General features: G+C 61.5%; 16 protein-coding genes. All 16 read left to right on the top strand.

Annotated elements, in window-relative coordinates; translation table 11 throughout:
* Nucleotides 1-138 precede the first annotated feature (138 nt).
* Entirely contained in the window at nt 139-651 is a 513-nt protein-coding gene (locus P1K89_RS33000; RefSeq protein WP_284620783.1) for a hypothetical protein, read from the top strand.
* Nucleotides 652-843: 192 nt separating this feature from the next.
* A complete protein-coding gene (locus P1K89_RS32995; RefSeq protein WP_284620782.1) occupies nt 844-1164 on the top strand; it encodes a type II toxin-antitoxin system RelE/ParE family toxin in 321 nt (106 codons plus the stop codon).
* Nucleotides 1151-1456, top strand: a complete 306-nt coding sequence (locus P1K89_RS32990) for a helix-turn-helix domain-containing protein (RefSeq protein WP_284620781.1) — start codon at nt 1151-1153, stop codon at nt 1454-1456. Before P1K89_RS32995 ends, P1K89_RS32990 begins: the two co-directional genes overlap by 14 nt.
* 631 nt (nt 1457-2087) lie before the next feature.
* Nucleotides 2088-2516 (top strand): GNAT family N-acetyltransferase, encoded by a 429-nt coding sequence (locus P1K89_RS32985; protein ID WP_284620780.1) that lies wholly within the window; start codon nt 2088-2090, stop codon nt 2514-2516.
* 141 nt (nt 2517-2657) lie between these two features.
* Nucleotides 2658-2975 carry a hypothetical protein gene (locus tag P1K89_RS32980; protein ID WP_284620779.1) on the top strand — a complete coding sequence of 106 codons (318 nt, stop codon included), beginning with the start codon at nt 2658-2660 and terminating at the stop codon, nt 2973-2975.
* A 197-nt stretch (nt 2976-3172) separates the two neighbouring features.
* Nucleotides 3173-3532, top strand: a complete 360-nt coding sequence (locus P1K89_RS32975) for a hypothetical protein (protein WP_284620778.1) — start codon at nt 3173-3175, stop codon at nt 3530-3532.
* A gap of 763 nt (nt 3533-4295) precedes the next feature.
* Nucleotides 4296-4622 carry a hypothetical protein gene (locus P1K89_RS32970; RefSeq protein ID WP_284620777.1) on the top strand — a complete coding sequence of 109 codons (327 nt, stop codon included), beginning with the start codon at nt 4296-4298 and terminating at the stop codon, nt 4620-4622.
* A 147-nt stretch (nt 4623-4769) separates the two neighbouring features.
* On the top strand, nt 4770-5186 hold the full coding sequence (locus P1K89_RS32965; RefSeq protein ID WP_284620776.1) for a hypothetical protein: 417 nt from the start codon (nt 4770-4772) through the stop codon (nt 5184-5186).
* 144 nt (nt 5187-5330) lie between these two features.
* Entirely contained in the window at nt 5331-5756 is a 426-nt protein-coding gene (locus P1K89_RS32960) for a WapI family immunity protein (protein WP_284620775.1), read from the top strand.
* 128 nt (nt 5757-5884) lie between these two features.
* Nucleotides 5885-6208, top strand: coding sequence for a hypothetical protein (locus P1K89_RS32955; RefSeq protein ID WP_284620774.1), 324 nt, complete (start codon nt 5885-5887; stop codon nt 6206-6208).
* A 1207-nt stretch (nt 6209-7415) separates the two neighbouring features.
* Complete coding sequence (locus P1K89_RS32950; protein WP_284620773.1) at nt 7416-7856, top strand: TIGR02594 family protein; 441 nt, start codon at nt 7416-7418, stop codon at nt 7854-7856.
* Between the two features lie 150 nt (nt 7857-8006).
* A complete protein-coding gene (locus tag P1K89_RS32945) occupies nt 8007-8432 on the top strand; it encodes a nuclear transport factor 2 family protein (protein ID WP_284620772.1) in 426 nt (141 codons plus the stop codon).
* A gap of 174 nt (nt 8433-8606) precedes the next feature.
* Nucleotides 8607-8966, top strand: a complete 360-nt coding sequence (locus tag P1K89_RS32940; RefSeq protein ID WP_284620771.1) for a hypothetical protein — start codon at nt 8607-8609, stop codon at nt 8964-8966.
* Nucleotides 8967-9184: 218 nt separating this feature from the next.
* Entirely contained in the window at nt 9185-9499 is a 315-nt protein-coding gene (locus P1K89_RS32935; RefSeq protein WP_284620770.1) for a type II toxin-antitoxin system RelE/ParE family toxin, read from the top strand.
* A 43-nt stretch (nt 9500-9542) separates the two neighbouring features.
* Complete coding sequence (locus P1K89_RS32930; protein WP_439898069.1) at nt 9543-9770, top strand: helix-turn-helix domain-containing protein; 228 nt, start codon at nt 9543-9545, stop codon at nt 9768-9770.
* A 210-nt stretch (nt 9771-9980) separates the two neighbouring features.
* Complete coding sequence (locus P1K89_RS32925; RefSeq protein WP_284620768.1) at nt 9981-10298, top strand: hypothetical protein; 318 nt, start codon at nt 9981-9983, stop codon at nt 10296-10298.
* Nucleotides 10299-10421 lie beyond the last annotated feature (123 nt).

Here is a 10421-nt window from a genome sequence, read left to right as displayed (position 1 = left end):
GTTCCCTGTAGGTGAGTTGGTGATACTCCATGCTGCAACCCTTCCTGCCCGAAGAGAAGCGGCTAGTCTCCAACTCACCGCCCCCCTTCGCAAAGGTGTTGCACTTCGCCTGGCAATCCGCCCCTCACAAGACCCGTCATGCCACTTCCAACGTCACTTCTCGCCGCAGCGGTACTCACCTTCTCGTGTGCATGCGTTGTCGCCGTCGAGGTCCGATTCGGCTCACTGCAACTCGACTGGCCTGAGGGCTTCACCCCAAGCTCCTCAAAGCCCCCCTTCGAAATGAACGGCCCGTCTGGCGAGAAGGTTCTGGTTACCGTCATGCGGTCAGGGAAGGAGGTGACCGCTGAGTCGGCACCTGCGGAGCAAGAAAGGATGGCGCAGGGCGGGGAAGGATTTCTTCGAAAGCAAGGCGAGAAGGTCGGCAAGGTGGTCATCCCACTCACTCGTAGCTCCTTGCCAAATGGAAGTCTCTTGATGTTCACCGGATCGGAAACTGCCGGCCTATTCTCGTCAGGCTACTTTCTTCAGTACATGATCGTCTCACCCGCAGGTAGGCTCGCGTTCTTTACCATTGAGGGCAAGGGGAGTCCGGAAGAACAAAACGCCAGGTTCCTGCCGGTCATCAATACCGCCACCTGGCTGCCGTAAGCAGAGTGTGGCCTAACCCTTCGGTCAACGCGACCCGTGCCAGCAGGCGCCTTGGGGCGCGAGGCTCCCAGGGGTATGCTGCGCCTCGCGCCCCAAGCCTCCTGCCGGCACGGGCGCGTTACCTCAAACGTTAGACCTCGCAGGGCAACAAGCAGCACTTGCGGAAGATACGTCAAAGACGTACACTCTGGCGTGCTCACCGTCTACGAAACCCCGACGTTCGTCGCAGAAGCAGCCAAGATCTGGTCGGCCGAAGAGCGCCTCGCGTTCTTCGACTGGATCGCCACAGACCCGAACGCCGGAACGGTTGTTCCTGGCAGCGGTGGTTGTCGGAAGGTCCGATGGTCACGGCCGGGCATGGGCAAACAAGGCGGAGCAAGAGTCATCTACTTCACGCGGCTTGAAGCCGGCGAACTATGCATGCTTCTTGTCTATCCCAAGGCGGTCAAAGACAACATACCTGGGCACATCCTCAAGGAAATCCGGCAGGAGATCGAAGATGAAAACGCGTAAGGCAGCAAAGACTTCGTCCTCTGGCGAGGAACTCGGCCTCAAGCTTCTACAGTCAGTGCGCGAAATGAAGGCAAGGAACTTTGCTCGCGCAACGGAGGTAGAGGTAAACGAGGTCGTTCAAGCGCGTCAGAGCACCGGCCTATCGCAGGCCGAATTCGCTACTGCACTCAGCATTTCGAAGAGAACTCTTCAAGAGTGGGAGCAAGGTCGTCGCTCTCCATCTGGAGCGGCCCAGGCGCTGATTCGCATTGCGAGAAAGCACCCTGAGGTCGTTCGCGAGGCTCTGGCATAAGCGAGGTCTAACCCTTCGGTCAACGCGACCCGCACCGGCAGGCCGCTTGGGGCGCGACACACCCAAGTCTATCATGTGTCTCGCGCCCCAAGCGCCCTCCCGGCACGGGCGCGTTACCTCAAACGTTAGGCGTCTCATGCCACCAATGCCCAAATCGGATGACGTGCCAGCTGGCGGCCGTCAGTCCTGGCTCAGCACGGCACTCACCATGACAGGCGTCGACTTCGCCTTTGGATGCATCATCTTGTTGGTGTCAGCAGTCGCGGGCATCGCATACGATGACGCTGTTTTTGCAATCCTCCTGGGGCTCATCGTTGCGGCGCTTGCTTGGCTCGGCCTAAAGAGGCGGCGAGAGCAGCACGCAAAGAGTCCAAGCGCACAACCCAAGACCTGAGACAGCGAGGCCGTTCTTCTGTGGTCTCGCCTTCGGTGGTCAGCGCAAGATTCCCCAGGTGGCAGAGCGTTGGCCTTCGCCAAGTCGTCCCAAAGAGAGCCGCCTAACCCTTCGGTCAACGCGACCCGCACCAGCAGGCGCCTTGGGGCGCGAGGCCGCCCAGCACTATCATCGGCCTCGCGCCCCAAGCCTCCTGCCGCCGCGGGCGCGTTACCTCAAACGTTAGGCCTCGCGCGAATGCATCTCGTCCGCCACGCCGAGCTACGGGACCGCGAGTCCCTCGAGGCGATCTTCTGTCAAGCCCTCGCGGACGCTCCGTGGCTGTCGTCGAACGCGAAGGCAAGACCCAACTTCAGCGAGGTCTCGAGCGGCGAAACCGTTATCGTGTGCTGCAGTCCCGAAGATCAGGTCATCGGATTCGTCTCCGTCTATGTGCCGGAGTCTTTCGTTCATCACCTCTACGTGGCGCGCAGTCAACAAGGCCGAGGCGTCGGCCGCGCCCTGCTCTACTCGCTCGAATCTTGGTTGTCCATGCCGTGGCGCCTGAAGTGCCTCACACAAAACGAAAGAGCATTGGCCTTCTATCTCTCGCAAGGCTGGGCTGAAGAGCACCGCGCTCTGGGACCCGAAGGACCCTTCGCTCTCCTCATGCGATGCGAGGCCTAACCCTTCGGTCAACGCGACGCCCTCCAGCTACGCGCCAGGGCCGCGAGGCCGCCCAGCACTATCATCGGCCTCGCGGCCCTGGCGCTCCGCTGGCGGTCGCGCGTTACCTCAAACGTTAGGCCGCACCAATCCTCCCCCCCAATGAACCGCTACGCTGGCAAGCCATTTCTGCGTCTCCTCGACAGCTACGTTCTTGATGCGATAGGGCAGCTAAACGAAGAGCAGAGTAAGGCGCTCCGAGAGATCGAGCCCAAGTTGGCGTCTCTCTATGGAAAGACCGGTTCGTGGCAGGAGATCGTTCGACTGGAGATGAACCTGCCGCTGTCGTTCCCGGACAGCATTCGTCGCATATGGGATAGTTTCCTCAAGTCGGCGCGCAGCCAAGGTGTCACGGTCTCCCCTGAGGAGTTCGTGGAGAGGTTCGTTGACGAGAACTTCCCGGAAACTCGTCTTGCCTGAGAAGCTTTGTGCTTCATGCGTAGCCGCCCGTTGCGTGGACGAGTGCGGCCTAACCCTTCGGTCAACGCGACGCCCACCAGCTACGCGCCAGGGCCGCGAGGCAGCCAAGGCATATCATCTGCCTCGCGGCCCTGGCGCTCCGCCGGCGGCCGCGCGTTACCTCAAACGTTAGGCCTCACAAGGCACTCGGCGCCACTATGCAAGTCACTTCCGAACGCCACGAAGATCCCGAACTACAAGCCATGTTTGACGCGGGCGAAGATGTCAGCCCTTCTGGAGAAACTCTCAGTTTTGCTGAGGCGGACCGCACGCTTGTCTTCACGATCGATGACCGTTGTCCAACCGAGGCAGTCCTTCTCAAGGCGATTGTTGAAGGAAAGGAGCAGAGGGTGAAACTGGGCGAGGCGTTCTCCAACAACGTCCTTGTCTTCGACCGAGAGGATCCCCTCATTGAGCAAGCACTGAAGTTTCTTGCCGCTGAACGCGCTGTCGAGCAAGTGGCCGTGTACGACGGACCTTCAGGCTTCTACAAGCGCGTTCCCGTCGCTGGCGCATAAGAACCCGTTGCCATGCCAATCAGCGTGTAGAGTTTCTTGGCAATCCGTGCACGCAAAGTGCGGCCTAACCCTTCGGTCAACGCGACGTCCAACGGCATGCCACCTGGCCCGCGAAGCACTCAGGCCTATCATGTGCTTCGCGGGCCAGGCGTCATGCCGTCGGCCGCGCGTTACCTCAAACGTTAGGCATCAGGTGGAGCGGCCGTGCTACTTCAACGCAAGTTCAGCGGCGCAGTCGCGCCGAGCACCTGAACAGCCACGAGGCGTCCGAGCGTCACTCCATCTTAGAGAGCCTGAACAAGGAGTTCTCGTCGGCACCCGAGCGCAGGGCTCCAGCGTTCTTCGTCCTACCTCCCAGTCAGTTCGTCGGGCGCTGCGCATCGGAAGACATTGCCAGTGGCTACCACCCCGCGGCGCAGCGCAGAGGGCAAGGCCCAGGCCGGCCACGTCTGCAGCGCTTGCCACCGTCGGATTCAGCCAGTTCGTCGGGCGCTGCGCGTCGGAAGTCACTGCCAGTGGCTACCACCCCGTGGCGCAGCGCAGAGCGCACGGCCCAGGTGTTTCGTGGCATGGAGCACCTGCGGTTACTGTCAACCAGGCCGCTGCCTAACCCTTCGGTCAACGCGACCCGCACCAGCAGGCGTCTTGGGGCGCGAGGCCGCTCAGGCCTATCATCGGCCTCGCGCCCCAAGCCACCTGCTGGCGCGGGCGCGTTACCTCAAACGTTAGGCCGCACAGACGGCGGTCGCAATCCGAGAGTCGCATGATTACCGCTCTTGTCATCCTCTTGATTGGCATCGCTTTGCTTGTCGTGAAGGCAGTCTTCTTCCCGGCTTGGCGGCGCCTAGCCCGAGATGCAGCAGCTCAAGGAGCGAGCTTCTACGTAGCCGGCGGCCCGGAAATCTACTTCTACCGCGAAGTCAACGGGCGTTTGGAGCATGCGCACGCAGAGTACTGGCCCGACTTGCGATCATTTGGTTGGTCTCCCGACCCGAAGAAACTTCAATGGGTACCGTGCGAGAAACCGCTCGACTTACCGAGAAAGTCTCTGAGATTCTTCGGTGCCCGTTCGCCACAGCAATTCAAGTGAAAGCCAACAGCAGTGCGGCCTAACCCTTCGGTCAACGCGACGCCCACCAGCTACGCGCCAGGGCCGCGAGGCAGCCAAGGCATATCATCTGCCTCGCGGCCCTGACGCTCCGCCGGCGGTCGCGCGTTACCTCAAACGTTAGGCGTCATGTCCCTCACGGCCCGCTTCCCGTCTTCGGACTCGCGCGTAGCGCTCGCCAAGCGACTCGGCCTCCCATACTCGAGCGAAATGCAGGATTGGGAGTGGGAGGTCGCTGATCGAGACAGGTTTGATGAGTTCATCGCCTGCTATGACGCAGCAGAACTGACTGAGGGGGAACGCTTCTCACTCATGGAAATCTTGGTCCAGTGCGTCGAGGACCTCCACCACACGCCCGGCTTCGCCCTTGCTCGTCAACAACTCGAACAACGTCTCTCCGCCAGAATGACATTGCATCGACCAACGGTGCAGTATTGGGCTCTTCAAGACAACGCCCGCTCGGCGGAGCAGTTCTACGTCACGCCGCTCATGCGTCAGCTTCTGGTTCAAGTAGGCGCCGCATCTGGCAGTCGCAATGACGCCTAACCCTTCGGTCAACGCGACCCGTACCAGCAGGCCTCTTGGGGCGCGAGACACCCCGGTCTATCATGTGTCTCGCGCCCCAAGCGTCCTGCCGGCACGGGCGCGTTACCTCAAACGTTAGGCCGCATTTAGGATCCGCTTCCGACCATGTTTCGCCTCGCATCCGTCCGCAACGAACACTTCCTCGAAATCAGCTTGATAGAGGAGGCCAAATCTGGGTACGACTCCGGCGATGTAATGTTGCTGGTCGCAGCGGAGTCTCACGGATTCACCGGCAGAACTGAGGTATGGGTTCTGCAAGAAGAGATTGCTCGGTTCGCAAAAGACCTCATTGATCTAAGCCGCAACCTGAAGGGGTCTGCAGTCTTGCGCTCCGTATCGCCAAATGAACTCGCACTCGAAGTACGGGCCGTAACTTCTCGCGGTCATCTAGCCGTTCAAGGAAGCCTGGGCTATCACATCCACGAAGGGGAGCGCATGTACTGGCATGCGGCACACGTTGGCTTTGAGTTTGAGCCCAGCCAACTCGAGGCGGCCGTGGGTGAGCCGTGGGTTGCAAAGAATGCGGCCTAACCCTTCCATCGAGAGGACTCGCCCCGGCAAGCCGGGTCGAGCCTCTCATGTCAAACGTTAGGCGTCACGAGGCCGGCGGGCGCGATGCATACCGCAGTTGTCGTCGGTCAAGGATCAAGAGCGAATCCATGAAGCCGTCCGCACTGGCGCTACTGTGGCCAATCGTGCCACCAGTGATCGTGATGATGGCACTTGAGCTCTACCTTCTTTCGGGAGAGGTCCTGTACGCACATGGACCGTCCATGCTTCTCCTGCTAACCACTGTCTGTTGGGGTGGGCTGGCGCTGCTGTGGGAACTTGTCGCTGTACCCTTGGCCGTCCGCGCCCTGCTGCGCAAGCCTTCAGTCAGGTCCAGCTACAACTTGGTAGCCGTCGTCGCAGCCGTTGCCTACGTCATTGGTGTCTTCGCATATGCATGGTTCTCCTGGCACGGTCACCAGCTCACAAAGTGACGCCTAACCCTTCGGTCAACGCGACCCGTACCAGCAGGCCCCTTGGGGCGCGAGGCTCCTCCGTCTATCATGCGCCTCGCGCCCCAAGCGTCCTGCCGGCACGGGCGCGTTACCTCAAACGTTAGGGCGCATGGCCACCGCACAGTGATCGCCTGCTGGCTTCAATCAAGTCCTTCGTCTCTTCAGATGACGAACACAGACGATCACAGCGTGAGTAGCGAACCCAACGGAGCCGAGCATCCACGCGGCAAGCAAGAGAACAATGCCGCCGTGCCCCTTGGAAGAACCGGCAATCCAACCGATCGCGGTGGAAGCAATGGCCCAAGCCAAGAACAGCCACAGCAGCTTTCTCAGCAACTCAGCCCAGTCAGGCCGATACTCATGCTGTCCATCCATGGACACCAAGCATACCCGCGGAGCAGCAGGCGTGCCCCTGATACTGCACGGAGCGCTTCACTCCCCGGAGCCTTCAGGCTAAAAGAATGCGCCCTAACCCTTCGGTCAACGCGACGTCCACCAGCTACGCGCCAGGGCCGCGAGGCCGTTCGGCCTATCATCGGCCTCGCGGCCCTGGCGCTCCGCTGGTGGCCGCGCGTTACCTCAAACGTTAGGCATCAGGTGGAGCGGCCGCGCTACTGCAACGCATGTTCAGCGGCGCTATCGCGCCGAACATCTGAACAGCCACCAGTTCTCTGAGCGCCATGCCAACTCAGAGCCGGAACCTGCAGCACCTTGCGGAAGGTTTCCCCTCAATGAGTTGTGGGCAGCACCAGGGCGCGGCACCAGCGGCCTTCGCCCTCCCTTCCAGTCAGTTCGTCGGCGCGCTGCGCGGCGGAAGGCACTGCCAGTGGCTAGCACCCCGCGGCGCAGCGCAGAGGGCAAGGCCCCAGGCCGGCCACGTTCGCAGCGCTTGCCGCCGTCTGTTTCAGTCAGTTCGTCGGGCGCTGCGCGTTGGGAAGCCCTGCCAGTGGCTGCCACCCCGCGGCGCAGCGCAGAGCGCAAGGCCGAGGTAGCTCGTGGCATGGAGCACCTGCCTTTGCTGTCATCCAGGCTGCTGCCTAACCCTTCGGTCAACGCGACGCCCACCAGCTACGCGCCAGGGCCGCGAGGCAGTCAAGGCATATCATCTGCCTCGCGGCCCTGGCGCTCCGCTGGCGGTCGCGCGTTACCTCAAACGTTAGGCCGCACAGTGGTAGTCCCGCGCTGGTTGGAGATCGCAGTTGCAGAAGTCGGGGTGTCCGCACATCCGCCCGGCTCCAGCAATCCGAGAATCACTGAATACCACGCGGGCACCAACATCGCCGGATACGATGACAAGGTGTCGTGGTGTTCGTCGTTCATCAACTGGTCGCTGGGGCAAGCAGGAATCACCGGCACCGGCTCAGCGCTTGCGCGGTCCTGGCTTGACTGGGGCGAATCCATCGAACAGCCGGTCCCTGGTTGCATCGCCGTACTCTGGCGCGAACAGCCAACGAGCTGGCATGGTCATGTCGGCTACTACCTGCGAGAAGACAACGAGTCCCTCTACCTCCTTGGGGGCAACCAGTTCGAGCAGGTGAGAGAGCACTTCTACCCCAAGGCGACGGTGCTCGGCTATAGGTGGCCCAGCACCCACCCCGTCCCGGCGCCCGGCATGCGTGCGGCCTAACCCTTCGGTCAACGCGACCCGTACCAGCAGGCGTCTTGGGGCGCGAGGCCGGGCAGCACTATCATCGGCCTCGCGCCCCAAGCCCCCTTCCGGCACGGGCGCGTTACCTCAAACGTTAGGCCGCACATCCGTCACATCCGAGGGGACTCCATGGACGAATCGCAATTCCTCCAGGTCCTGAAGCCGTACTACGAGGCATTCGCTGAGCACGACGAACGTCGTCGCATGGAACTCCTGCGTGAGGCGATGACGCCAGATGCAGAAATCTGGGGACCAAAGCGGGTCTTCGCCGGTTACGAGCAGATCTCCGAGAAGATCACCGGATTCCACAACAACTGGCCTGGCTGTCTCCTCGTTCTCGTCACCGGGCTCAACATCTTCCTAAACAGCGCTCGCGTCGGTGGCGCCATCATCGGTCCAGACGAAAACGTTCGAGCAAGTGGCGAGGCAGTGATCGAGTTGGCCACCGACGGGAGGATCCAACGCGTCCTTCCGTTCTGGGAGCCACTACCTCCGCTCCCCGCCTCGTGGCCTGCCGCGCTCGCCGGGCCTGCACGTCAAGGCAGTGCGGCCTAACCCTTCGGTCAACGCGACCCGTACCAGCAGGCCCCTTGGGGCGCGAGGCACGCATGTCTATCATGTGCCTCGCGCCCCAAGCGTCCTGCCGGCACGGGCGCGTTACCTCAAACGTTAGGCCGCATGCAGGCGTGGCCCGTACGACTGCCCGACAAACGAAAATGGGAGAAGGACATGAAGCGGAGTCTCAACAGTTTTGCCGCGCTCTTTGGAACTTGCGTAGCGATCACAGTAATCATTTCATTGTTCACTGGCCTCAGTGCCTCGGCCTTTATCAACATCGGTTCATACGTCGGCGCGCTTGCCCTCCTCCTGGGATGCTGGCGCCTGCTGAATAGCAACAACGATGCCATTGATCAGACTCATGCGATTCAGCAGTTGCAGAACTTCCGCGCGGAAATGCGAGGGAAGTCCAAGATGCACCTACAGATCATCCCGATGTTTCTCTCGTCCGGCGCGCTTGTCTCAGCCGGATTGGTGTGGCTCGTCATCCTCCAAACTGTGCGGTATACCTTCGGCATCGTTCTAGAGTAGGCCGCGTACATTCCAATGCGGCCTAACCCTTCGGTCAACGCGACCCGCAACAGCAGGCGTCTTGGGGCGCGAGGCAGCCAGGTCTATCGTGTGCCTCGCGCCCCAAGCCCCCTGCCGCTGCGGGCGCGTTACCTCAAACGTTGGGCGTCACCAAGGCACGGGCCCCCCGGCCGTCGCAGCCCCTTGCCAGAACTACGGCAATGCCGTAGTATCGCACGGTGCGAACCGTAGCCGAAACTCCCATCTTCCAGCGGTACGCAGCTGAGACCTGGACTGACGCAGAACGAATCGAGTTCATCAACTGGATCGCCGCGAACCCAACTGCAGGCGATGTCATCCCCGGAAGTGGTGGCTGCCGCAAAGTTCGCTGGGCCGCGTCAGGCAGAGGCAAACGCGGCGGCAGCCGAGTCATCTATTTCAATACTGCCGACGAAGTCATTTGGTTGCTCATCGTCTACACCAAGGCCAAGTTCGACAACTTGCCATCCGACTTCTTGGCGGAACTGAGGAAAGGAGTTGAAGATGCCCTCTGACATCGACAAGTTCAAGAAGGATCTACTTGAATCGGTCAACCAGATGCGTAGCGGTCAGGCCGCGCGCGTCACGCGCGTCAAGCTCCCCCAAGCCGCCGAAGCTCGCTCGCGCGTCGGCCTCTCGCAACAAGACTTTGCCAAACTACTGGGCGTGTCGGCGCGTACGCTGCAGGACTGGGAGCAGGGTCGGCGTGAGCCCACAGGTGCAGCAAGAACACTTTTGCGCGTAGCGGTCTCCCATCCCGAGGTCCTGCTCGAGCTGAACGAGTGACGCCCAACCCTTCGGTCAACGCGACGCCCACCAGCTACGCGCCAGGGCCGCGAGGCACCTAGGTTCATCATGTGCCTCGCGGCCCTGGCGCTCCGCTGGCGGTCGCGCGTTACCTCAAACGTTAGGCGTCATGGGGTTCGCTCGCGCAGCGACTGACGCCTGCACTCAATCCAACACCGGATGGTGCGACCGACCCCGCCGGAGCGACGAATGACAAAGGTGGACTTCCGCGTATCAGGACAAAGCGTTCAAACCGCCACGGTGCAATCGAGGCTGCCAATGTCCGTGATCAGGAACAACGAGGTTGTCATCTCGTCTCCGTTGCCGCAGGACACGCCGCTCAATGACCACTTGGTCTGGCTGTGGGGCATGCTCAAGCATGAGAGACGATTCCTGAAATCTGTCGTTCAAGCGGGCGGCGCCCTCACCATCGAGTGCAAGGTGCCCAAGGGGCAGGTCCGGCTACTGCCAAACGGGGCGCAACTCGTTCATCTACTTGGCGCTGAACTCGTGCTCAACACACAATGACGCCTAACCCTTCGGTCAACGCGACGTCCACCAGCTACGCGCCAGGGCCGCGAGGCACCCAGGCATATCATGTGCCTCGCGGCCCTGGCGCTCCGCTGGCGGCCGCGCGTTACCTCAAACGTT

Source organism: Aquabacterium humicola (assembly GCF_030167915.1).
Lineage (GTDB): Bacteria > Pseudomonadota > Gammaproteobacteria > Burkholderiales > Burkholderiaceae_C > Pseudaquabacterium > Pseudaquabacterium humicola.
The sequence above is the reverse complement of the archived record's forward strand: the minus strand, read 5'-3'. Positions and strand labels throughout refer to the sequence as shown.

Coding starts and splice junctions, on each gene's coding strand:
- P1K89_RS32975 (WP_284620778.1), top strand. CDS start 3,173: ATGCAAGTCACTTCCGAACGCCACGAAGATCCCGAACTACAAGCCATG.
- P1K89_RS32930 (WP_439898069.1), top strand. CDS start 9,543: ATGCGTAGCGGTCAGGCCGCGCGCGTCACGCGCGTCAAGCTCCCCCAA.
- P1K89_RS32940 (WP_284620771.1), top strand. CDS start 8,607: ATGAAGCGGAGTCTCAACAGTTTTGCCGCGCTCTTTGGAACTTGCGTA.
- P1K89_RS32955 (WP_284620774.1), top strand. CDS start 5,885: ATGAAGCCGTCCGCACTGGCGCTACTGTGGCCAATCGTGCCACCAGTG.
- P1K89_RS33000 (WP_284620783.1), top strand. CDS start 139: ATGCCACTTCCAACGTCACTTCTCGCCGCAGCGGTACTCACCTTCTCG.
- P1K89_RS32960 (WP_284620775.1), top strand. CDS start 5,331: ATGTTTCGCCTCGCATCCGTCCGCAACGAACACTTCCTCGAAATCAGC.
- P1K89_RS32970 (WP_284620777.1), top strand. CDS start 4,296: ATGATTACCGCTCTTGTCATCCTCTTGATTGGCATCGCTTTGCTTGTC.
- P1K89_RS32945 (WP_284620772.1), top strand. CDS start 8,007: ATGGACGAATCGCAATTCCTCCAGGTCCTGAAGCCGTACTACGAGGCA.
- P1K89_RS32980 (WP_284620779.1), top strand. CDS start 2,658: ATGAACCGCTACGCTGGCAAGCCATTTCTGCGTCTCCTCGACAGCTAC.
- P1K89_RS32965 (WP_284620776.1), top strand. CDS start 4,770: ATGTCCCTCACGGCCCGCTTCCCGTCTTCGGACTCGCGCGTAGCGCTC.
- P1K89_RS32990 (WP_284620781.1), top strand. CDS start 1,151: ATGAAAACGCGTAAGGCAGCAAAGACTTCGTCCTCTGGCGAGGAACTC.
- P1K89_RS32925 (WP_284620768.1), top strand. CDS start 9,981: ATGACAAAGGTGGACTTCCGCGTATCAGGACAAAGCGTTCAAACCGCC.
- P1K89_RS32985 (WP_284620780.1), top strand. CDS start 2,088: ATGCATCTCGTCCGCCACGCCGAGCTACGGGACCGCGAGTCCCTCGAG.